This is a genomic window from Nostoc sp. LEGE 12454 (assembly GCF_056620565.1).
Genome location: NZ_JBWQXL010000046.1, coordinates 18,452 through 42,316, shown reverse-complemented (window position 1 = coordinate 42,316; position 23,865 = coordinate 18,452). Strand labels below are relative to the sequence as shown.

Here is a 23,865-nt window from a genome sequence, read left to right as displayed (position 1 = left end):
TTATATAGAAAAGATTTTAATTTATCTTACCTTTATAATTTCATCGGAAATTACAGTTAGATTATTGACGGAGAAACAGAAATCAGAAATACATTTTTCTCCCTTGAAGTGCATCCTCTTCATCTCGCAAAAGTCAAATAATCATATCCCTACAAATCTCCGAGGTAATTGCATGAAAGCGGTGATTTTGGCTGGAGGTCTTGGTACACGCCTCAGTGAAGAAACCAGTATTAGACCCAAGCCGATGGTTGAGATTGGTGGTAAGCCAATTCTCTGGCACATAATGAAAACATATTCTGCCCACGGCATTAATGACTTCATCATTTGTTGCGGTTATAAAGGTTACATCATTAAAGAGTATTTTGCTAACTACTTCTTACACATGTCAGATGTTACCTTTGATATGCGCTTTAACCAGATGAACGTGCATTCTGGTTATGCAGAACCCTGGCGCGTCACCTTAGTAAATACGGGTGATAATACAATGACAGGCGGACGCTTAAAGCGAATCAGCGAACATCTTGGTAATGAGACTTTTTGCTTTACTTATGGCGATGGTGTCAGTAATATTAATATCACTGAGCTAGTTAAGTTTCACAAAGAACAAAGTAGCTTAGGAACACTCACAGCCGTTCAACCAGCCGGACGTTTTGGTGCTATTTCTTTAGGATATGAGCAAACCAAAATCACCAGCTTTCGGGAAAAACCGGAAGGTGATGGAGCTTGGATTAATGGCGGTTATTTTGTGTTAGAACCAGAAGTAATCAACTTAATTGCTGATGATTCTACGGTATGGGAACAAGAGCCATTAGAAAAGCTAGCCGATATGGAACAACTATCTGCTTTCAGACATGATGGGTTTTGGCAACCAATGGATACTTTACGCGATAAAAACTATCTCGAAGGGCTGTGGAAAAACAACCAAGCTCCTTGGAAGGTATGGTAAGGAGAGTTGGGGGAGCAGGGGAGCAGAAGAGCAGAGGAGAATAATTAATAACCAATGCCCAATGCCCAATGCCCCATGCCCAATAACTTTATAGATTTACTGTAATTTGAAGTGCGATAATACTAATGTATGATTTTGCGATTATAGGTGGGGGAATAGTTGGACTCTCGACAGCGTTGGCTTTAGGAAAACGCTATCCCAATGCCCGGATTTTAGTACTAGAAAAAGAGAGTCAATGGGCATTTCACCAAACTGGCAATAATAGCGGAGTAATTCATTCTGGTATTTATTACAAGCCAGGGAGTTTCAAAGCTAAATTTTGTCGTGATGGTTCTCGTTCAATGGTAGAATTCTGCCAAGAGCATGGAATTGACCATGAAGTTTGTGGTAAAGTAATTGTTGCAACTGAAGAACAAGAACTACCACGCTTAGAAAATCTCTACCAACGCGGCTTAGACAATGGTATAGAAGTCCAGAGAATTAGCCCCGAAGAAGTCAAGGAAATTGAACCTCACGTAAGATGTGTAGGTGGAATTCGGGTATCTTCAACTGGTATTGTTAATTACAAGCAAGTTTGTTTAAAATATGCCCAGCTAATTCAACAGCAGGGTGGAGATTTGCACCTGAATACAAAAGTCCTGAAAATCTCTCCAAGTGGTAAAAATCAGGTACTGCAAACAAACAAAGGTAACTTTGAAACCCGCTTTGTAATTAATTGTACTGGATTGCATAGCGATCGCACCGCCAAACTAGGTCAAGTTGAACCCCAAGCCAAAATTGTGCCATTTCGGGGAGAATACTACGAACTCACCCCAGAAAAACGCTATCTAGTCAAGACACTAATCTATCCAGTTCCCAATCCAGATTTCCCCTTCCTGGGTGTCCACTTTACCCGGATGATTGATGGTAGCGTCCATGCAGGGCCAAACGCAGTTCTATCCCTCAAACGCGAAGGTTACAAAAAAACCGACTTTGACTTACGGGATTTCCTAGAAGTCATCACCTATCCCGGTTTCTGGAAGTTAGCAGCTAAACACGCTGATGAAGGCATTCAAGAAATCATTCGTTCTTTTAGCAAAGCAGCCTTCACCAGAAGTTTGCAAAAACTAATTCCCGAAGTGCAAGCAGAAGATTTAGTTCCCACCCATGCAGGAGTTCGCGCTCAAGCCTTAATGAACGATGGCAAGCTTGTAGACGACTTTTTGATTGTTTCCGGTCAAAACTCCATTCATGTTTGCAATGCTCCTTCTCCTGCTGCCACATCCTCTCTAGAAATCGGCAAAGCGCTTGTAGCAGAAATTCCCCAACTTTCGCATCTAGAAAGTGTAGTCACTGCATAGATATCATAGTTATTATTTCCGGGACTGCTGAAGTAAGGGATGAATCTTGTATAGTGGGCATCTTTCTTTGCCTGCCTCGAAATACAAGGGACGGGTAAGATACCCATCCCACAACAAAAAAGTGTCATGCATCAATTAAGAACCGCTATAGAGTGCTGCTATCCAATGGGTTAGTCGGCAAACTATGTAATGAATGTTAGCCGATATATATAATAGCGCTTCTGGGTTGAGTCCAATGACCTAACCCCCAACCCCTTCCCTATAAGGGAAGGGGAGCAAGATTCAAAGCCTCTCTCCTTTTAGGAGAGAGGTTTGGAGAGAGGTTATTTGCTTGCATACAAACGAAAAATATAGCGGTTCCCTCTTAGATGCAACACCCTATAGGGCGAATATTTGTGCGTCCCTACTAAACGAAAAATTTAACTCATCAATACAAAGGAATTAACCACAATGAAAATATTAGTAACTGGAACAGAAGGCTATCTAGGTTCGTTATTACCGCCTTTGTTAATCGAACGAGGACATGAAGTTATCGGTCTAGATACCGGCTTCTATAAAGTTGGTTGGCTGTACAACCCTAGTGGAGTCACACCCAAAACCCTCAACAAAGATATCCGCAACATCACCCCTGATGACTTGGAAGGTATTGAAGCCATAGTTCACATGGCGGAACTCTCCAACGACCCAGCCGGACAATTGGCACCAAATATTACTTACGAAATTAATCATGTAGGTTCAGTTCGTTTAGCTAGTCTGGCTAAGGTTATGGGTGTGCGTCGCTTCGTATATATGTCTTCGTGCAGTGTCTACGGTGTTGCTACCGCAGGTGATGTCACAGAAGAATCCGCAGTTAATCCCCAAACAGCCTACGCAGAATGCAAAACTCTTGTAGAAAGAGATGTCAGACCACTCGCTGACGATGACTTCTCTCCCACCTTTATGCGGAATGCGACAGCCTTTGGTGCTTCTCCCAGAATGCGCTTTGATATTGTTTTAAACAACTTAGCAGGGCTGGCATGGACTAGCAAAGAAATCAAAATGATTAGTGATGGCACACCTTGGCGGCCATTAGTCCACGCATTGGATATTTGCAAAGCAATAGTCTGCACCTTAGAAGCACCACGAGACATTGTACATAACCAAATCTTCAACGTGGGAGATACAGCAAATAACTATCGCGTTAAAGAAATCGCAGAAATTATTGCTGATATTTTCCCAGATTGTAAATTGTCCTTTGGTGACAACGGCGCAGATAACCGCAGCTATCGCGTATCCTTCGAGAAAATCAACACAATCCTACCTGGATTTAAATGTGATTGGAATGCCCGACTTGGTGCCCAGCAGCTATTTGATTTATTCAGTCAAATACACATGGCTGAAGATACTTTCTTGTTTAGAGGATTTACTCGCTTAAAACAGCTAGAGTATCTAATTCGGACAGAGCAGATTGACAAAGATTTCTTCTGGAATAAAAAGTAGCTAAAGTCGTCTAGCAGCAACGGACAAATAATTTAAGGTTCCGAATCAAATAGCGTTGATTCGGGCTTATTCCATCCATTAAACTATTTACAATCAGTGACTTAACTTTTATAGCTTTCCTCTCAGCATTAGGAAACAAGTTAGCCATCTGAAAACTAAATAAGTTGCCGCTGGATTGAATCGCTACATTTTGAGCAACAGCCAAATAAACAAAGCATAACCTATTAAATTTTCTCTTTAAAGCTAAAGCAGAAGGTAAATCAATCGCTATATGAATAAATTGCTGACTATTGCAATTCCTACATTCAATCGCGCCCAGATTTTAGATAAACAACTTACTTGGTTAGCCAAATCTATTAAAGGGTTTGAGTCTGACTGTGAAATCTTGATTTCTGATAACTGTTCTACAGATAATACCCAAGAGGTTATTAAAAAGTGGCAGACAATTCTTAGCAATGTCACATTTACATTAAATAGGAATAATGAAAATATCGGGGTTATGGGTAACATTGCCTGTTGCTTAAAAGCCCCAACTAGTAAATATGTTTGGACAATTGGTGATGACGATCCAATTCAAGAGAGAACCCTAGATTATGTGTTAACAACACTAAAAAAACATTCAGATTTAGCACTAATGTTTTTAAACTTCTCTGGTCGTCAGAAACAAACAGGTCAACTCGTTGTCGAGCGCTGGTTGAATAGCGATAACGACGAACTAAAAGTTGATGGTAAAACTGTATTTCAAAGTTATCTAAATGAAAATTTTGGTGGTGTACTTTTTATATCAGCAGCAATTTATCGCACAAATTTAGTGCAACGTGCTTTAGAAAAATGGCCGTCTGCTACTAATAATTGGGCATCTCAAGCATATTGGACTGCATTTTGCGCTGCTCATGGAAGTGTCATCGTCACTAAAGACACTTATTTAGAATGTACTATGGGCGCTAGTCTTTTGGATCTCGATCCAACATGGAACTTTAAAATGCGATATGCGTACATACCTGAAGTTTATATAAAACTACTCAAGGTAGGATATCCTCATAAATTTTGTCAGGAAATGATTTGGCAGAATTTCCATCAAAAAACTGACTTGAAAATCCTATTAGGTGCTTTAAAACGTTGGCCTTTATTGACAATCAAGATATTTATTTCTTACCTACGTTTGTTAAGCATATCAGCTTGGGCAATTCTTTTTCCATCCAAACAGCTAGAGAGTAACCTGTAACCATTCATATATCAATTTATTAATTACTATTTTTTACTATGCAGAAATTACTGACCATTGCTATACCGACTTATAATCGTGCTGAATTACTGGATAAACAGTTAGCATGGTTAGCTCAAGCTATCAAAGGTTTTGAAGATGATTGTGAAATTTTAGTTTCTGATAATTGTTCAACAGACAATACTCAGGATACGATCAAAAAATGGCAAATAATTCTTAGCAATATCCCATTTAAATCAAATAAAAATCCTCAAAATTTAGGCGTTGTCAAAAATATTATGTATTGCCTAAATTCTACTACAACAAAATATGTCTGGACGATTGGTGACGATGACCCAATTCAAGATAGAGCTATTGCTTATGTGATTAGCAAACTTAAGCAATATGAAGATTTATCATTATTGTTTCTCAACTTTTCCGGTCGGAACCAAATTACTGGTGAACCAGTTCATCCACCAACAATTGTTGGTAATCGCTGGTTTGATATAGATAGTGAAGATGGTGATGGTGATGGTAAAGCTATATTTGAGCATTGTTTCTCAAAAAGTGTCGGTGCAGTCATTTTTCTGACTGCTACAATCTACCGCACTGATTTAGTGAAACGCGCTCTACAAAATTGGCAAGATGCTGAGAATAACTGGGTATCTTTAGCATATTTAGCCGGGTATTGTGCTTCTAATGGTCGTGTAATTGTCACGAAAGAGACTTATTTGGAATGTGTTGTGGGTGTGAGTTATTGGCAGAAAGAACCAAAATCTGCACTTTTAATGCAATACAAACACATACCCGAAGTAATTTTGAAATTGGAGCAGAGTGGATATTCTAAGCAGTTTTGTCGGCGGATGCTTTTGCAAAACGGTAAAGAAGTCAACTTGAAAGTTTTCTTAGGTGCTTTAAGAAGATGGCCTATGTCTGCCATTCAGACAGTAGTCCCATTTTTGGCTTTAGTTGGTTTATGTGCTTTTGACGTAATGATTTCTAAAGAATTTAGTCTAGCAGAGTCAAGTGAAATACCTGCTCAAGAAATACGGAACTATAAGCCATAAGTTACTAAATTACTGATAAATCGACATTGAAACTAGAAAGAGTTTACCAGATGTTTAATCTAATTAAACGCAAATTATCTACACTATCTGCTGACTTTGAATATTATGTAGCTCGTTGGAAGCATAGCAGAAATCTGCCAGCATTGGAAGGGCGCGATCGCAACATTCTCAAAGCTCTCAAAAAAGACGGTGTTTATGTCACAACACTGGCAGATTTAGGCTTCAACTCTAGCTCCGAACTGCTCAAAGCTGCCTATCAGCAATTGTCTCAGATGGAAAATATCAACAACGACCATCTAGATGAAAAGTTACCACAAATTTACACAGTTACAGGTTTACCAGAATTTTATGCCTGGGGAATGGAGAAAAGACTTCTCAATCTCATCGAAAATTATATTGGTCTGCCTATTGCTTTTCACGGTGTGCATTTACGTAAAGATTTCCCTAGCAAACATCAGTTTGGCACACTACTATGGCATGGCGATTCCGAAGACCGTCGCATTATCAAAATCTTTATTTACTTGAATGATGTTGAAGAAAAAACTGGGCCTTTTGAATACATTCCCCGCTCTTTAACTTCCTTATTTAGTTGGAATTATATTCGGCTGTTCTACAAACTTTGGAAGTCAGGCTATAGGGGCATCGATGATGAGGAAGTGAAAACAGTCATCCCCAAATCAGCTTGGAAATCCTGCCCAGGCCCAGCAGGTACTGTCTTGATTGTAGATGCGAAAAATACTTTGCATCACGGCACAATCCGCACAGAAGAACGCTTAACACTATTCTTTTGTTACACCGCCAACCCTCCTGAAAAGCCAGAACTCTGCACCCAATACTGGGATGATACTTATCCCAGAGCAGAGCTAAGGCAGCAAGTCGAAAATAGCCGATAGTGTACTAAAGGTAGTCATGCAATGCTAATCAAAATTAAACGCAAAATATCTTCACTGGGATCTGAGTTCGTTTACAGATTAGCACTTTTGAAACACGCTGCTAATTTGCCTACACTAGAAGCAGGCGATCGCAAAATTCTTGATGACCTTAAATGTGATGGTATTCATATTACCACACTTGCTGAATTGGGATTCGATTCAACCCCAGAATTGCTCAAGGCAGCTTATGGTTATTCGTCGCAAATGGAATCTAACAATCATGACGATTTAAAAGAAAAATTTCCCCAAGTTTACACAGTTACATATTTACCTGAATTTGCTACTTGGGGAAGCGAAAAAAGGCTCCTAAACATCATTGAAAACTACATTGGTCTGCCAATCATTTTTCATGGTGTACATCTCCGCAAGGATTTTCCTAATAAAAGTCAGTTTGGTACGCAACTATGGCATAAAGATGCAGAAGACCGCCGCATGATCAAAATCATTATTTACTTAAATGATGTTGAAGAAAAGCACGGTCCCTTTGAATATATTCCAGGCTCTTTAACCTCTTTATTTAGATTAAACTATTACCGTACTTACTACAAGCTTTGGCAATCTGGTCATTTAGGCATCACAGATGAAGAACTAAATGAAATTATCCCGAAAGAGGCTTGGAAATCTTGTACAGGATTGGCAGGAACAGTCATTATTGTCGATCCCAAAAAAGCCATACATCACGGGACATCACGCACAGAAGATAGGCTAACTCTATTCTCGTGCTATACATCTACTTCTCCCGATCGCCCAGAAGTTTGTACTCAATATCGAGACAATACTTTTCCCCAACCAAAGTTAATTGAACCAGTCAGTAATAGCGCCATATAGTTCAGTTAAAGCAAGCTGCTTGTTAATCTAAAACCCGCTCAAGACTATTGTTGATGAGGTTTATAACAAGTTAAGTTTTCAAATTTGCCAAGTTTTGTTGTCGTCAATATTCCTATCGAGGTTATTCATTCATGCTCTTCACTCCAACTGCACTCAAAGACGCATTCATCATTGATTTAGAAGAAAAGCCAGACCACCGTGGTTTTTTCGCTCGGTCTTTCTGCGCTCAAGAATTTGAAGCACACGGATTAAAGCCAACAGTTGCCCAATGTAACTTGTCTTTTAATTACAAAAAAGGCACTATCCGGGGAATGCACTATCAAGTTCTGCCAGCAGCAGAAACAAAATTAATTCGCTGTACTAAAGGCGCAATCTACGACGTAATTATTGATATGCGTCCTGAATCTCCTAGCTTTTTATCACACATTGGTGTAGAGCTAACTCCAGAAAATCGCCGCGCTTTGTATGTTCCAGAAATGTTTGCTCATGGTTATCAAGCGCTCACCGATGAAACTGAAGTTGTATATCAAGTTGGTGAATTTTACACCCCAGGATATGAAAGAGGTTTACGCTATGACGACCCATTCTTTAACATTGATTGGCCTCTAGATGTGACTGAAATCTCTGAGAAAGATTTAAATTGGCCTTTGTTGAGAATGATGACTGTTGGCGTATAGACTATTTCTCTGTGCCAGGTGTTTTCCACACAACACACTGGCTCCTCTGTATGAGGTAAGGTACTTCTAAAAAATATACCATCGCTATAGAGGCAGGGGGAGGGAATATGCAAGAGCAAATCATACCAAAGAAAAGTTTGCCCAAGCCTACAGAAATGCTGTGGAGCAAATTATCAAAAATCATAGCTAGAAAAACAGACTGCTGTTATAGCATCTAGCAAGCAACCAGTTAGTAGCTATCATTAATGATAATTTGCATGAAAATGTACTTAATGTTTAGCTGTAAAAAATTATTAAGTGCAAAATTATCGAGAATTTGTAACACAACAAACAGTTCCAAAAAGGAGTTTAGTTCATGATTATTATCGATCGCGCCTTACAAGCCCGTGCAGCAGCAGGAAATCCTATCAAAGTGGGAATGATCGGTGCTGGTTTTATGGGTCGAGGAATTGCCAACCAAATTGTCAATTCAGTGCCAGGAATGGAGTTAGTTGCTATCTCTAATCGTCAGATTGGTGCAGCTAAACAAGCTTATTCGGAAGCAGGAATTGAAGATATCCAAGTTGTTGCAACTATCAGCGAATTAGAAGATGCGATCGCTAACGGTAAGTATGCAGTCACAGAAGACGCTAAGTTACTGTGTCGGGCTGAAGGCATCGATGCATTAATCGAAGTCACAGGTGCAGTGGAATTTGGCGCTGGGATCGTTATGGAAGCGATCGCCCATTGCAAACATGTGATCATGATGAATGCCGAACTCGACGGCACCATTGGCCCCATTCTGAAAGTGTATGCCGACAAAGCAGGTGTGATTCTCAGCGCTTGTGATGGCGATCAGCCAGGGGTACAAATGAACCTTTATCGCTTTGTAAAAAGCATTGGTTTAACTCCCTTATTGTGCGGTAACATTAAAGGACTCCAAGACCCCTATCGCAATCCCACCACCCAGGAAGGATTTGCTAAACGTTGGGGTCAAAAGCCCCACATGGTGGCTAGCTTCGCCGACGGAACCAAAATTTCCTTCGAGCAGGCGATCGTTGCCAATGCCACAGGCATGAAAGTCGCCAAACGGGGAATGTTGGGATATGACTTCAGCGGTCATGTCGATGAAATGACCCAGTTATATGATGTTGAACAACTCAAAGAACTAGGCGGTATTGTCGATTATGTAGTTGGAGCCAAACCAGGCCCAGGCGTATATGTATTTGCCACTCACGACGACCCCAAGCAACGCCACTATCTCAACTTATATAAATTAGGCGAAGGCCCACTTTACAGCTTCTATACTCCTTATCACCTCTGTCATTTTGAAGTTCCCTTGTCCGTAGCGCGTGCTGTTTTATTTGGTGATGCCGTTATGTCTCCACTAGCAGGCCCGTTAGTAGATGTTGTCACCACCGCCAAAATTGACCTGAAAGCAGGAGAAACCTTAGATGGCATTGGCTACTACATGACCTACGGACAATGTGAAAATTCCGATATCGTCCAACAGCAAAATCTTCTACCAATGGGTTTAGCTGAAGGGTGCCGCCTCAAACGAGATATTTCTAAAGATCGAGTCCTCACTTATGAGGATATAGAATTACCTGAAGGCAGACTCTGCGACCAACTACGAACTGAGCAAAACACCTATTTCGCTCCAGAAAAAATCTTAGTAGCAGTTGGATAATATCGGTTCTCAAAAAATTTGCCACAAATGAATTGGCTGTAGGGGTGTACAGCTGTACGCCCCTAATACGTTTCGGATAAGATCCCCCCGCCTGCGGCGACCCCCTTAAAAAGGGGGTAAAAAGAAGAACAAGCCCCCCTTTTTAAGGGGGGTTGGGGGGATCTCCGACGCCCCTACCAACATATTTGTAACAATAATTTCATCAAGAGGATAGAAAGCTATACTGCGGGACACTAAAGTTGTTGATAGTAACTTGCTGGGGAGCGTTTCAACAAACCCGATCGAAACTTTAGGTCAAATTTCATGAAAATTGCTCTCGTCCATGATTATTTAACCCAGCGAGGTGGGGCAGAGCGTGTGTTTGAACTGCTTTGTAAGCGTTATCCCGAAGCAGATATTTTCACATCTTTGTACGATCCCCAAAAAACTATCGATCTAGGCGATCGCATAGTTAATACAACCTTCTTACAAAAGATTCCTGGTGCAGCAAAATATTTCAGGTCAATGGCTCCTCTATATTTTCCTGCCTTTCGTGCCTTGGATCTGCAAGACTACGATTTAATTATTAGTAGTAGCACCAGTTTTGCCAAAGCAGTACGAAAAAATCCCAATGCTCACCACATTTGTTTTTGCCATAACGTTACCCGTTTCTTATGGGATACAGCAACTTATTTAAGAGAGTACGGGGACTATAGATATTTTGCTCCTTTAATCGAACAAGTATTTCAAGTCATGAGAAAGGTAGACCTGAAATATGCACAGGAGCCTGACCTTTACATTGCTAATTCTAGTGTTGTTGCCCGCCGAATTGAAAAAATTTATGGCAAAAAGGCAATGATGGTGAACTATCCAATTGATACTAGTAAATTTGTTTTTTCAGATATAAAAGATGAATATTATCTGGCCTCCGCCCGGATGATCAGTTATAAGCGACTTGATATAATAGTCGAAGCTTTTAATTGGTTGGGGTGGCGGCTATTAATATCTGGTGACGGGCCAGAACTAGCACGGTTAAAATCCAAAGCATTACAAAATATTGTGTTCTTGGGACACGTAAGTGATAGAACCCGCAAAGACTTGTTTTCCAAAGCCAAGTCTATTATTGTCGCAGCCTTAGAAGACTACGGGTTAGTTCCAGTAGAAGCTAATGCTAGCGGTACACCAGTCATCGCTTATGGAGCAGGTGGAGTATTAGATACTCAAATTCCAGGTGAAACAGGAGTCTTTTTCAAAAGACAAACACCCGAATCTCTACAAATTGCATTACAAGAAGCCAATGGTATTTCTTGGGATTACGATCGCATCCGCAATCATGCAGTAGCAAATTTTTCAGAGAATGCATTTTTTGGCAAGGTTGAGCAAATTATTAACCAAGCTTGTGGCGTGCAGCAATTATTCATTTGATTTCTGAATCTCTTTCCACTATCAGATTACCTATTTATTTGCTCTCTCCTCATTGGCGGTTCGTAAAAAAATAGGTATTTTTCGGAGAATCTCTTAGCGTAAGTCTTGAAGACAAGGATATAAAAGTGGTTCAAACTAGTCTAAATCCTCATCTAGCTCCAGCTTCTGAAAGTGAACCAAGTTACGGGCAAATGTTTGCTGTATTTGTGCGGCGATTTCCTTGGTTCTTAGCAGTATTAATTAGTTCTATTGCTATTGCCAGCATAGTAACTGTAAAAACAAAGCCTACTTATAAAAGTTCTATGCAACTGCTAGTAGAACCTAACTATCAAGGTAAAACAGAAGGTGGTGCGGGGGTAGACAATCAGTTTACTGACTCTAACGTGGTCATAGATACTGCCACTCAGCTTAACTTGATGCAAGGTTCGGGACTCATCCAGAAAGCAGTTGATAAACTTCAGTCTAATTATCCAGATATAACTTCAGCTGAAATTAAAGCTTCTTTGGTCTTAACTCAAATTAGGAGCAAAGAAGATAATGTCGCTACTAAAATATTTCAAGTTGAGTATACCGCTGGAGATCCTGAAAAAACCCAAAAAGTTCTGGATGCAATTCGACAAGTTTATCTGGAATATAACAAACAACAACAGACTTCGCGTTTACAAAAAGGTTTGCAAATCATCAGGGAACAGTTAAGTAAAGCCAGTGAAGAAGTAAACGCATCTGAGACAAATTTACAAAGATTTCGCAGAAATCAGAACTTAATCGATCCAGAGTCACAGGCGAAAGCGATTGAAACAGCTTTAAATAATCTTTCCCAAGAAAGACAGACAACTCGCGCTCAGTATGGGGAAGCTTTAGCACGCCAAAAATCTTTAGAAGAACAACTTAACCGTTCTCCCCAAAATGCCCTAGTTGCTTCTCGTTTGAGTCAGTCTACTCGCTATCAAGGCTTACTAAACGAAATCCAAAAAAGTGAATTGGCATTAGCACAAGAACGCTTACGCTTTACAGATCAAACTCCGAGCGTGCAAAAGCTGAAAGAACAGCTTCAGGGCCAGAAGGAATTATTGCAACAAGAAGTAGGAAGAACTTTAGGCGGAAAATCTGCTGGTGCATTCACTTCTGGAGACTCTCTTCTCGAAAAAGGACAACTGGGCCAAATCGATCTCAGCCTTGCTGGTCAGTTAGTAGAAACGCAGACAACTATAGTTGCTTTAACTGCTCGCGATCAAACTTTGGCTCAGAAAGAAAACGAGCTACGTTTGGAAATCAAACGCTTCCCGCCTCTGTTGGCTTATTACAATCGAATGCTACCGCAGCTGCAATTTAGTCGTGAAAGATTAGAGCAGCTTTTAAGAGCAGAACAACAATTACGCCAAGAACTTTCCAAGGGTGGATTTAATTGGGAAGTGGTAGAAGATCCCCAAAAAGGGGCACAATTAGGCCCCAATCTCCAACAGAATTTGCTGTTAGGTGCTGTGGTTGGCTTAATGTTAGGAGGCATTGCTGCCTTTATTCGCGAATCGGCTGATGACGCAGTTCACACCACTGCTGAATTAGAGAAGCAAATGGCCATGCCGTTGTTGGGAACAACTCCCAAGTTACCGCCAGCCAAACCCAGAGAATCAATGATCAAGTTGCCTTTTGGCAAGCCAGAAGTTCTTGCTCCTTGGACGATTCAGGTATTGCAATCTCCACCGCGTTGGGAATCGCTGGATCTGATTTACAAAAACATTGAACTTTTAAATACTGTTACTAATTTAAAATCTTTGATGATTACCTCGGCTTTAGCCGATGAGGGTAAATCGGCTTTGGCGTTGGGTTTGGCAATGAGTGCTGCTCGTTTACACAAAAGGGTACTGCTGATTGATGCCAACTTACGCGATCCCAATTTGCACCATCAGCTGAATCTTCCTAATGAGCAGGGGCTTTCAACTTTATTGGCGAGTGATACAACTCTACCCAACCAAATTAGTCTTCAATACTCAGGTTCCGCCTACATCGATATTTTGACCGCTGGCCCCAAACCTACAGACCCAGCTAATCTGTTGAGTTCCCCGCGGATGATGCAATTAATGGCAGCATTTGAGGAAAACTATGATTTGGTTCTGATAGATGCGCCCCCAGTTCTCGGTTTGGTGGATGCTATGCTTACCGCATCATCTTGTCGTAGTGTGATTATGGTGGCAAGCATTGGTATTGTGACGCGAAGTCAGCTTAATCAAGCGACAGCCATGTTGAGTAAGTTAAATCTGATTGGGGTTGTAGCTAATGGGGTATCAAACTCTAGTAGTAATTATGTCCCCAATGTTAAACAACAGCAATTAGCTCTACGTCAAGCTGTAGAAAAGTAGCTAGTACGGCTAGATGATAAATCCCCGACTTCTTAGAGAAGTTGGGGATTTTGCGTTTTTTCTCGTTTTTAGCCTCTGGTTAGAAATGCTGTTTATTGAGCTGCTGCCGCGAGTAAAGGAGGCGGAGCCTCAAGGATGAGCATTCCCAGTCTGAGACTGGGAACGAGAAAATCTGCTAAAAGCTGGTTTTAGACTGGCTTTTACCTTAAATTGACAGCAATGATTTATCAATTACCTCTACGTTTTGATGAACCAAATTGAATTTTGTTGCTATCGGGAAGAATTCAGTATATTTATGCTATCTTTATGATTTTTCAGAGAAATCACTGACTCTTTAAAGAATAAATAAAGAAGTTATTTGAGCGATCGCTATTTCTACAGAGTCTTATATTCTAGAGATTAAAGCACCTTCATAAAGGCTAGAAGACAAGAGCAGACTGGTTTTTCAAATCTATCGAGACAATGAACACTTCAGCGTAATTAAACGTAGATATAGATTCATGGGTAATTTCTCTCTACACTTCTCTACTGTCAGTAGTTTCCGGAAAATCAAGATTTGCCCATGAATGTTAATAGTAGCGGTGATTGCTACCTATGTAATTAGTATCTGTCTAATTTGTAAATCTCTACACCAGCAGAATTTTACGCAATACATGCTTGGCTGAGTGGCAAATACTATAGCATATTTTTGGACTTACAACAAGATTCGGATTTGGGTCTTTGGCATTAATAGCCTTTGATAACGCCTCAGTAATTCACTCCTGTATAAACCCAAAGACATTATGACAACTTCAATAATTCCAACTCTAGAGAATTTATATGATGTAACCCAGTCACAGCAAGATAATCGTGGGTACTGCACACTCCAGTGGCGACGGGGTAAGCTGTTGGTGAAGCCACTTAGAGGAGTGAAACAACCATATCTGGCTTCATTAGATAGTAAGCGATCGCTAGTTGAATGCTTACAACATTCTCCAGTAAGTTTGGTCAGCATAGATCCAAAATTGGGTGAGACTTTGCTCAAATTTTGGGCAGATGCATGTGAAGCAGCTCAAAAACCAATATTCCTAAGCTTACCCGCTGGCAAAAAACTTCCTAACCAACCCTTGAGACAATTACAGCGAGTAATTGATTGGATTGCTGCTTTCGTATTGCTGCTATTAGTAAGTCCAGTCATGTTGGGATTGATTGTATTAATGCAGGTTTACTCGCCAGGGCCACTTTTTTGTCATGAATGGCGTGTTGGGGAACGGGGTAAATTCTTTCAAGCGATGAGCTTTTGCACCCACAATACCACACCGCTAGCGCGTTGGATGGGTAAATACAATCTCGACAATCTGCCACAGTTATTTAACGTGCTACGAGGTGACATGAGTTTAACCGGATCTCGTTGTTGGACTTTGGAAGATGCAGTACAGCTAAATAAATTACCAGAAATTACAGCTTCCTGGGAAGTAGAAGCACAATCTCATCTGTTACATCTGGATAGCCAAACTCTGTAATTTATCGGTGCGGTAATTGATGATTTCATTTATCGCACTGAGGCTCAAAAAAAATTATTTATGTAACATCCGGTTCTAGATAATTAGTTTTTCAAACGCGATAAATCGCATCTCTACATCAGGGTTTTGTTGCTCATTCTGAACTCTGTATCGATTTATAGAGGTCTATCTACCTTGCCAAACTATTATGATAAAATTAATGAATTTCCAGCTTCCTCAACCACTCAGTAATCTGCTTAAAGCTAGCAGCTTTTGGCAGGATAACTATTTGATATTGCGAGAATTTAAACACTTTCGTAAAATTGCAATTTTAGCCCTGACATTCTCAATTTTGGCGGCAACCTTTGAAGGTGTAAGTATTGGTTTTTTACTTTCCTTCTTGCAAAGCTTAACTAGTCCCAACGCTCAACCTGTGCAAACAGGAATAGAATGGTTCGATCTTTGGATTTTGGGAGCCAAGACATCAGCAATTAATCGTTTATATCGCGTATCTTTGCTGATTTTATTGAGTACTTGGTTACGTGCCACCTTTAATTATTTTTCTCAAGTTTATACTGAATTATCTCAACTACATCTTGCCGATCGCTTACGCAAGCAAATTTTTGAACAGTTACAATCATTATCGCTAAATTACTTTAGTCAAACTCGCTCTGGCGAACTAATTAACACAATTACTACAGAGATTGAAAGAATCAGACAAGGTTTTAGTGGCGGAGCTTTTTTAGTAACTAGAGGACTAACAACCTTTGTCTACTTAATATCGATGTTTTTAATCTCATGGCAATTGACGATCATATCAGCATTACTATTTACACTTTTAGGTGTGGGGTTGTCAAATCTGAATGCTAGAGTCAGAGAATCGAGTTTTGGCATGACAACTGCTAATGCTAATTTTACATCAACAGCCATAGAATTTATTAATGGCATTCGCACTGTTCATTCTTGTGGTACTCAAGAATTTGAGCGTCAGCGTTACTATAAAGCTAGCGATAAGGTAATAAGTAGCACAACAAAAGTTGTATTTACCTGGACACTTGTGAAGCCAATTGCCGAAGCGGTAGCGACTACCGTATTGATTGGAATGATTATTTTGGCATTCACTAGTCTTGTCACTAATGGAACGCTACAAGTTGCTTCTTTGCTAACCTTTTTCTTTGTACTCTTTCGCTTTATCCCATTTGTTCAAGATATTAATGGCACGAGAGCATATCTTAGCACTTTACATGGTTCAGCAGACAATATTAAAAATCTGTTGACAAGTGATGAAAAATATTACTTTCAAAATGGCAGAGTTGAGTTTAAGGGATTAAACAGGTCAATAGATTTAGTATCTGTTGATTTTGGCTATGATGATGAAAATCTAGTATTGCATAATATTACCCTAACGATTGAAAAGGGAAAAATGACAGCATTAGTCGGATCGTCTGGCGCTGGTAAAACAACCCTTGCTGATTTGATTCCCCGATTTTATAATGCTACAGATGGATATCTTTTCATTGATGAAATCGATATCCAACAGTTTGAAATTAACTCTCTACGCCGCAAAATAGCTGTCGTCAGTCAAGATACCTTCATCTTCAATACTAATGTTTGGCAAAATATTTCTTACGGCACTCCAGAGGCGACGAATGAGGAAATTCAAGAAGCCGCTAAACTAGCAAACGCACTAGAATTTATTTTGGAAATGCCCGAAGGTTTTGATACCCAATTAGGAGATCGGGGTGTTAGATTATCTGGAGGGCAAAGACAGCGAATTGCTATTGCACGAGCTTTACTACGGAACCCAGAAATTTTGATTTTGGATGAAGCAACTAGCGCGTTAGATTCGCTATCTGAGCGCTTAATTCAAGATTCATTAGAAAAGCTATCTGTTGGTAAAACAGTAATTGCGATCGCTCACCGTCTTTCTACTATTTCTAAAGCAGATAAAGTTGTAGTTTTAGAACAGGGACGGATAGTAGAGCAAGGTAAGTATCAAGAACTATTGGAACAAAAAGGCAAGCTTTGGAAATATCATCAAATGCAGTATGAACTAAGGCAGCCAGATTAGAAATAACATCCAATTATCAAAGTAATTAAAACATATTTATCGGCTGTATATGTCTACAGCCGTAAACCTCCTAAATATGTATCAGTAATTTTGCAAAATAGTAAAACAAGAAGATTTTAAATACTTATTGTCTCTATAAATAAGTTATTAATATTAGTCCTATATACTTAAAATTCATAGAAAATATGTCCCAGGGAATCTTTGAAAAAGACCTAATTTATCAATGCTCAAGTTTTGGTGTTGGTGGGAGCGGAGGTGTTGAAACTTATTTAGCTTCTCTGTTTGAACATCGACCACATGATGTTAGCGATCGCGTGATAAAATCACTTAAAAATATCGATCAAAGACAGTTCAAACTGCTGCACATCCACAGTCCAGATTTGCTATTGCAGCTTACAGGCGAATGTCCTGCTATCTTCAGCGTTCATAATCACTCATTCTACTGCCCTAGCGGCACAAAGTATTTAGCAGAGCAACGGACAATCTGCGATCGCAACTTCTCTTACTTAGGATGTACCTGGGGTAAATTAGTAGATAAATGTGGTAGCCGTAGACCTTTAAGAACTCTTAAAGAACTTCAAACCACTCATCAGTTTTTAGATGTCTTGAAAAGGCTAAAAATTACTTTTATTGCTAATAGCGAATATGTGCGGCAAGAGTTAATTCAAAACGGTGTATCCCCCGAACAAGTTATAACGCTACATTGTGGAATTTCTATACCAGAAACAGCAAGTTCACCCCTAAGTTTGGAAGTATATGAAAATCAGAGAATTTTGTTTGCTGGACGAATTGTTTCTGATAAAGGTCTGGAATGGTTACTCAAAACCTTAATACATACAGACCCCAAAATTCAACTTGATATTGCAGGTGAAGGTTGGGAACGACCGCGGTTAGAAAAGTTAGCAACCACACTCGGATTGAATAAGCGAATCACTTGGCATGGTTGGTGCGATTCGGATAAATTAGATAAACTTTATCAACAGTGTTTTGCAGTCATCTTTCCCAGTGTTTGGCCTGAACCTGCTGGTCTTGTAACTCTGGAAGCATACTCTCATTATCGACCTGTAATTGGTAGTGCAGTCGGAGGGATTCCAGAACATTTACGAGATGGAGAAACGGGTATTCTTGTTCCAAGCAATAATATCCAAAAGCTGGCTGATGCTATTAATGAATTGTCTAGAGATTATCAAAAAAGCCGATACATGGGCGAGCAAGGTCATACTTTATTGATGAAGGAATTTACAATGGCTGCTCATGTAAATAATCTCCGAACGATTTATACAAAAACAATAGCTGAATTTTCTTCACAAGCCAACAAACTATATAGTATCTCTCCAGCTAAATAAGCTGAATTAAATAGTGTGTCTTTTACTTAGAAAATATCAAGAAAGAAAAATATGTCATTACATCAAGAATGTCAACAACCTTTAGTCAGCGTTGTTATCCCCACCTATAATCGACCAGACTATCTCAAGCAAGCGATCGCAAGTGCAATAAAACAAACTTATCAAAATATTGAAATTATTATTTCTGATAATTGTAGTTCCGAAAATCCTCAAGCAATTGTCGCATCTTTTGGTGATTCACGCATCAAATTTTGGCAGCATCCGCAAAATGTGGGGATGTTAGCTAATCAGCAGTATGGCTTTAAAATGGCACAAGGTAAATATGTTGCTAGTCTGCATGACGATGATATTTGGCATGAAGACTTTTTAGCAAAGCTTGTACCACCACTAGAAGCTAATTCTGATTTGATTCTCGCTTTTTGTGACCAATACATTATAGATGCTAATGGCATAATTAATCACGCTGGTACCGAAGAAAATACACGCGCTTACAAGCGAGATAAACTAGCAAAAGGAATTTATAAATCTTTTTCCAAAATTGGGTTAGTAGATAAAAGTATACCTACTGCTGCATCTTGTGTGATTCGCAATAACTTGGTGGATTGGTATAGTATTCCCTCAGAAGTTGCTGGGATGTGGGATTTATATCTAACCTATCTATTCTGTATATCTGGTTATGGCGCTTACTATTGTCCTGAAAAATTGACGCGATATCGCGCCCATGAGCAAACTGATACTATGCTCAGTGGTAGTCGAGATGTACAAGCAAAAATTCGCAAAGCAAAAAGCGAAATGTTTTGCTATCAAGTATTTATGGAAGACCCTCGGCTACAGGAATTTAGAACTCATTTTCAGCAGAAATGGTTAGAAGCTAATACTACTTTGGGAATTGGTTTGTTACGAAGCGAACAGATAGCCGCAGCACGTCCTTATTTTTGGCAAGCGCTGAATCAACAAAAATTTAATGTGCGAACTATGGCAGCACTTAGTCTTAGTTTTACTCCGCAATTTTTAGCAAGTAAGTTAATAGGAATATCGAAATAATATCTCAATATCTCTGAGTTGAGGAATTTATTTGTTAAAGAGACCTCTTGAATAAGTCGTAGGACTTACGCACACTCTACGAATTCTCGGCGCTCTTGGCGTCTTCTCTGCGAGACGCGAAGCGCGATGGCGGTTCGATAAATTAAGCTTTTTAGCAATTTTTGCGTAAGTCCTAAGTCGAATAGACCCCCCCTTAATCCCCCCTTATAAAGGGGGAAACTTGAAATCTTGCCCCCTCCCCAATACATATGGGGAGGGGTGATTCAAGGATTTTATCCTTAAGGAAATAGTGTATGAAACTTTGTATTGTTACTCATAAAATAAAAAAAGGTGATGGTCAGGGGCGGGTAAACTATGAGGTTGCTAAGGAAGCAATACGTCGCGGTCATGACTTGACATTATTAGCTAGTGAAGTTGCACCAGAACTAGAAGACAATAGCCAAGTTAATTGGATTAAAATTTCAGTCAAAGGCTATCCTACAGAATTTTTACGTAATTTTATCTTTGCCCAAAAAAGTGCAGATTGGTTGCGTAAACATCGCTCTGAGATTGATTTAGTTAAAGTCAATGGAGCAATTAATCTGGCCGCGGCTGATGTGAATGCTGTACATTTTGTCCACAGTTCATGGTTGCGATCGCCTGTTCATATTTCTCGCAACCGCCGCGATTTATATGGTTTTTACCAGTGGTTATTTACGGCTTTTAATGCCCGTTGGGAAAAACAAGCTTTCCAAAAAGCGCAGGTTGTTGTGGCTGTATCCGAAAAGGTAGCCCAAGAATTAGTCAACATTGGTGTACCACGTTCTCGGATTCGGGTAATTGTCAATGGCGTTGACTTAGAAGAGTTTACCCCTGGTGAAAGCAATCGCCAAAAATTAGGTTTACCGGAGAATGTCACCCTAGCCCTGTTCGCTGGAGACATCCGCACACCCAGAAAGAATTTAGATACAGTCCTACACGCCTTGGTGAAAGTTCCCGATTTACATTTGGCGGTAGTAGGTCATATCGAAGGTAGTCCCTTCCCACAACTAGCGGCATCCTTGGGGTTAAGCGATCGCGTGCATTTTGTCGGATTTCGCCGTGATATCCCCGAAATTATGCGATCAGTAGATTTATTTATTTTTCCTTCCCGATATGAAGCTTGTAGCCTCGTATTGTTAGAAGCACTTTCTTCAGGACTACCAGTAATTACTGCCACAGCTACCGGGGGTGCAGAGTTGGTGACACCAGAATGTGGCATCGTCTTAACCGACTCAAATGATATCGATGCTTTGGCTGTGGCGATGATGTCCTTGGTAAGTGTAGATATGCTCATGCAGCAAATGAGTCAAGCTGCTCGTTCTGTGGCAGAACAACACAGCTGGACTACTATGGCACAAACTTATGTGGATTTATTCGAGGAGTTAAGCAAGAATGCGGAACACCGTTCTGATACCGACTTATCGCCGTCCACAAGACCTCTCACGCTGCCTTTTGGCGCTACAGGAGCAAACTAAACCAGTCGATCAGGTGATAGTGGTTGTCCGCGATACGGATGCAGAAACTTGGCAATTTCTTGCCCAATACACGGCGCACAACTTGCCATTGCATACCGTGAAAGTGACACAACCCGGGGTAGTAGCAGCTCTCAACGCCGGACTAGCAGCAGTGGAGGGCGATATTGTTTCCATTACTGATGATGATGCCGCACCCCACCCCGATTGGTTAGAGCGGATTGCAGCTTACTTTACCTGCGATCGTCACCTCGGCGGACTGGGAGGGCGTGATTGGATATACCACGGCAGCAAATTAGAAGACGAATCCCGCCCAGTAGTGGGACAGTTGCAGTGGTTTGGGCGAGTCATTGGCAACCATCATCTGGGAGTGGGAAAACCCCGCGAAGTCGATATTCTCAAGGGCGTGAACATGAGTTTTCGTACCCAAGCTATCGGACAACTACGCTTTGACGAGCGGATGCGTGGTACTGGAGCGCAAGTACACTTTGAAATGGCATTCACCCTGGCATTAAAGCGAGCTGGTTGGAAGATAATTTACGATCCTCACGTTGCTGTAGATCATTATCCAGCACAACGTTTTGACGAAGATCAGCGAAATAACTTTAATGAAATTGCCTTTATTAATTTAGTCCATAATGAAACCTTAGTTTTACTAGAGCATTTACCATTTATCCGCCGGATTGCATTTTTGTTCTGGGCAATATTTGTGGGTACATGCGATAGTTTAGGCTTAGTACAATGTCTGAGATTTTTACCTAGCCAAGGGCAGTTGGCAGGGAAAAAGTTATTAGCATCTTGGCGTGGACGTTGGCAGGGATATCAAGAATTCAAAATTCAAAATTCAAAATTCAAAATTAAGGAAATTTGAATTTATTGGAAGCTGCCAAATTTATTTATATGTACATCTAAAATTGAATGAATTCTAAGCAGATACTTTTCAATAGTTTTTTACAAGAAAACTATTCTCCCGAAGAGCGATCGCTACAGGGTTGGATGGCGATCGCAGGCTTTATATTACTAACTGTAGTTTGCTATTTTGGTGGTGTTACTGCCGGATTGCGCCTAATTTATCCGGCGACAGCTTTAGTAGTAGCCTTATTTTTATACTTGCGGCATCCCATTCTCTACATTGGCTTTACTTGGTGGATTTGGTTTCTCACACCCTTAGCGACTCGCTTAGTTGACTATCGGGTAGGCTGGGATGCTAGCCGTCAAATGCTCATAGCACCCTACTTGGTGGTGTTTATTACTATAGCAACATTCTTACGACACTTTCCCCGCGCTTCTCGTCAAGGGGGTTTGCCGTTTGTTTTGGCTTTTATTGGAGTGTTCTATGGCTTTCTCATCGGTCTAATTTACAACCCACCTATCCCTGTAGCACGCGGATTGATGGATTGGCTCAGTCCGATTATTTTCGCTTTTCACTTATTTATCAACTGGCGAGATTATCCCAGCTATCGCCAGAACATTCAGCGAACATTTCTCTGGTGTGTGTTGATTTTAGGAACTTATGGCGTATATCAATTTGTGGTAGCTCCTGAGTGGGATAGATACTGGCTCATACAATCAAAATTATTCATGAGTTCTGGAAACCCTGTACCTTTCGGGATGCGCGTCTGGAGTACATTACACTCAGTTGGCCCCTTTGGTTCTGTTATGCAGGCTGGGTTACTGTTATTATTGACCGGTTCAGGAAGCTTAATTTTTCCGGCTTCAGCTGTTGGTTACTTGTCTTTTTTATTAACACAAGCACGTACTAATTGGGGAGGCTGGTTATTTGGAATAATTATGATTATGGGTTCAGTCAAAGCCAAAATTCAAATGCGCTTAATTACCATAATTGCGGTTATGGCTATTTGTGTTGTGCCATTGACAACTATTGAACCAATTGCTGGAGTAGTAGCAGCACGTTTTGAAACTTTTTCTAATATTCAAGAAGATGGCAGCTTTAAAGATAGATCGGGAACTTACGATAGAAATCTTGGTTTAGCCCTTTCTAATGGTCTAGGTAACGGTTTAGGAAATATTTGGAAGGTCAACGAAAAAACTGGTCAAATTGAAGTAGTGGTAATCGATAGTGGCATTCTAGATATGTTTTTCACCCTTGGTTGGTTTGGAGGCATATTTTATATGGGTGGATTAATCTTTTTGATTATTAGTGTTAGCAGCTATGGTGAAGGTCGTTTCGATAGTTTTGTCAGTGCTGCCCGCGCCATTGGGATCAGTTCCGCTTCACAGTTAGTTATCGGTAGCGGGATGTTGAGCGTATCAGGGATGATTCTTTGGGGATTTTTAGCTATGGCTATGGCAGGACATAAGTACTATAGCAATCCTCAGATGTTTTCCAATATTCCTAACTTCTCTAATAAATCGAGAATCTCATAAATCTTTTGACATCCTCACCGCCGTGAACGCACTCTTAAGAAGGAGTAATGAGTAATAAGTAATAAGTAATGAGTAAATACCCATTTTTCATCCACTCATTACTCATTACTCCTTACTCATTACTTTAAAGCCGTTCTGG

Annotated in this window: 18 protein-coding genes; all 18 read left to right on the top strand. The window is 40.3% G+C overall.

Features of this window, described 5'->3' with window-relative positions; genetic code table 11:
• Positions 1-172 precede the first annotated feature (172 nt).
• The 18 genes from rfbF to AC1F2U_RS28770 all read left to right on the top strand — a co-directional run bounded on the left by rfbF (position 173) and on the right by AC1F2U_RS28770 (position 23,726).
• Positions 173-946, top strand: coding sequence for a glucose-1-phosphate cytidylyltransferase (gene rfbF / locus AC1F2U_RS28855; protein ID WP_335003281.1), 774 nt, complete (start codon positions 173-175; stop codon positions 944-946).
• Positions 947-1,071: 125 nt separating this feature from the next.
• Positions 1,072-2,286 carry an L-2-hydroxyglutarate oxidase gene (gene lhgO, locus AC1F2U_RS28850; protein WP_335182185.1) on the top strand — a complete coding sequence of 405 codons (1,215 nt, stop codon included), beginning with the start codon at positions 1,072-1,074 and terminating at the stop codon, positions 2,284-2,286.
• A gap of 450 nt (positions 2,287-2,736) precedes the next feature.
• A complete protein-coding gene (locus tag AC1F2U_RS28845) occupies positions 2,737-3,765 on the top strand; it encodes an NAD-dependent epimerase/dehydratase family protein (protein ID WP_480264256.1) in 1,029 nt (342 codons plus the stop codon).
• A 271-nt stretch (positions 3,766-4,036) separates the two neighbouring features.
• Positions 4,037-4,990: a glycosyltransferase family 2 protein gene (locus tag AC1F2U_RS28840; RefSeq protein ID WP_480264255.1), complete on the top strand. Its 954-nt coding sequence runs from the start codon at positions 4,037-4,039 to the stop codon at positions 4,988-4,990.
• Positions 4,991-5,028: 38 nt separating this feature from the next.
• Positions 5,029-6,036: a glycosyltransferase family 2 protein gene (locus tag AC1F2U_RS28835; protein WP_480264254.1), complete on the top strand. Its 1,008-nt coding sequence runs from the start codon at positions 5,029-5,031 to the stop codon at positions 6,034-6,036.
• Between the two features lie 50 nt (positions 6,037-6,086).
• The gene (locus AC1F2U_RS28830; protein ID WP_480264253.1) at positions 6,087-6,929 is read left to right on the top strand and encodes a phytanoyl-CoA dioxygenase family protein; all 843 of its coding nucleotides are present in this window, start codon (positions 6,087-6,089) and stop codon (positions 6,927-6,929) included.
• Positions 6,930-6,950: 21 nt separating this feature from the next.
• Entirely contained in the window at positions 6,951-7,796 is an 846-nt protein-coding gene (locus tag AC1F2U_RS28825; RefSeq protein WP_480264252.1) for a phytanoyl-CoA dioxygenase family protein, read from the top strand.
• Between the two features lie 131 nt (positions 7,797-7,927).
• A complete protein-coding gene (gene rfbC / locus AC1F2U_RS28820; protein WP_334837033.1) occupies positions 7,928-8,473 on the top strand; it encodes a dTDP-4-dehydrorhamnose 3,5-epimerase in 546 nt (181 codons plus the stop codon).
• A gap of 355 nt (positions 8,474-8,828) precedes the next feature.
• Positions 8,829-10,142 (top strand): NAD(P)H-dependent oxidoreductase, encoded by a 1,314-nt coding sequence (locus AC1F2U_RS28815; RefSeq protein WP_480264251.1) that lies wholly within the window; start codon positions 8,829-8,831, stop codon positions 10,140-10,142.
• 303 nt (positions 10,143-10,445) lie between these two features.
• The gene (locus AC1F2U_RS28810) at positions 10,446-11,546 is read left to right on the top strand and encodes a glycosyltransferase (protein WP_292813754.1); all 1,101 of its coding nucleotides are present in this window, start codon (positions 10,446-10,448) and stop codon (positions 11,544-11,546) included.
• Between the two features lie 125 nt (positions 11,547-11,671).
• The gene (locus AC1F2U_RS28805) at positions 11,672-13,903 is read left to right on the top strand and encodes a GumC family protein (RefSeq protein ID WP_480264250.1); all 2,232 of its coding nucleotides are present in this window, start codon (positions 11,672-11,674) and stop codon (positions 13,901-13,903) included.
• A gap of 782 nt (positions 13,904-14,685) precedes the next feature.
• Complete coding sequence (gene hepC, locus AC1F2U_RS28800) at positions 14,686-15,405, top strand: heterocyst development glycosyltransferase HepC (protein WP_480264249.1); 720 nt, start codon at positions 14,686-14,688, stop codon at positions 15,403-15,405.
• A gap of 199 nt (positions 15,406-15,604) precedes the next feature.
• Positions 15,605-17,455 (top strand): heterocyst formation ABC transporter subunit HepA, encoded by a 1,851-nt coding sequence (gene hepA / locus AC1F2U_RS28795; RefSeq protein ID WP_480264248.1) that lies wholly within the window; start codon positions 15,605-15,607, stop codon positions 17,453-17,455.
• A gap of 185 nt (positions 17,456-17,640) precedes the next feature.
• Positions 17,641-18,801: a glycosyltransferase family 4 protein gene (locus tag AC1F2U_RS28790; RefSeq protein ID WP_480264247.1), complete on the top strand. Its 1,161-nt coding sequence runs from the start codon at positions 17,641-17,643 to the stop codon at positions 18,799-18,801.
• Positions 18,802-18,852: 51 nt separating this feature from the next.
• Positions 18,853-19,845 (top strand): glycosyltransferase family 2 protein, encoded by a 993-nt coding sequence (locus AC1F2U_RS28785; RefSeq protein WP_334895634.1) that lies wholly within the window; start codon positions 18,853-18,855, stop codon positions 19,843-19,845.
• A 293-nt stretch (positions 19,846-20,138) separates the two neighbouring features.
• The gene (locus AC1F2U_RS28780; protein ID WP_480264246.1) at positions 20,139-21,341 is read left to right on the top strand and encodes a glycosyltransferase family 4 protein; all 1,203 of its coding nucleotides are present in this window, start codon (positions 20,139-20,141) and stop codon (positions 21,339-21,341) included.
• On the top strand, positions 21,259-22,209 hold the full coding sequence (locus AC1F2U_RS28775; RefSeq protein WP_480264245.1) for a glycosyltransferase family 2 protein: 951 nt from the start codon (positions 21,259-21,261) through the stop codon (positions 22,207-22,209). The genes AC1F2U_RS28780 and AC1F2U_RS28775 overlap by 83 nt, the downstream gene beginning before the upstream one ends.
• A 47-nt stretch (positions 22,210-22,256) precedes the next feature.
• A complete protein-coding gene (locus tag AC1F2U_RS28770) occupies positions 22,257-23,726 on the top strand; it encodes an O-antigen ligase domain-containing protein (protein ID WP_480264244.1) in 1,470 nt (489 codons plus the stop codon).
• The last annotated feature ends 139 nt before the right edge of the window (positions 23,727-23,865 follow it).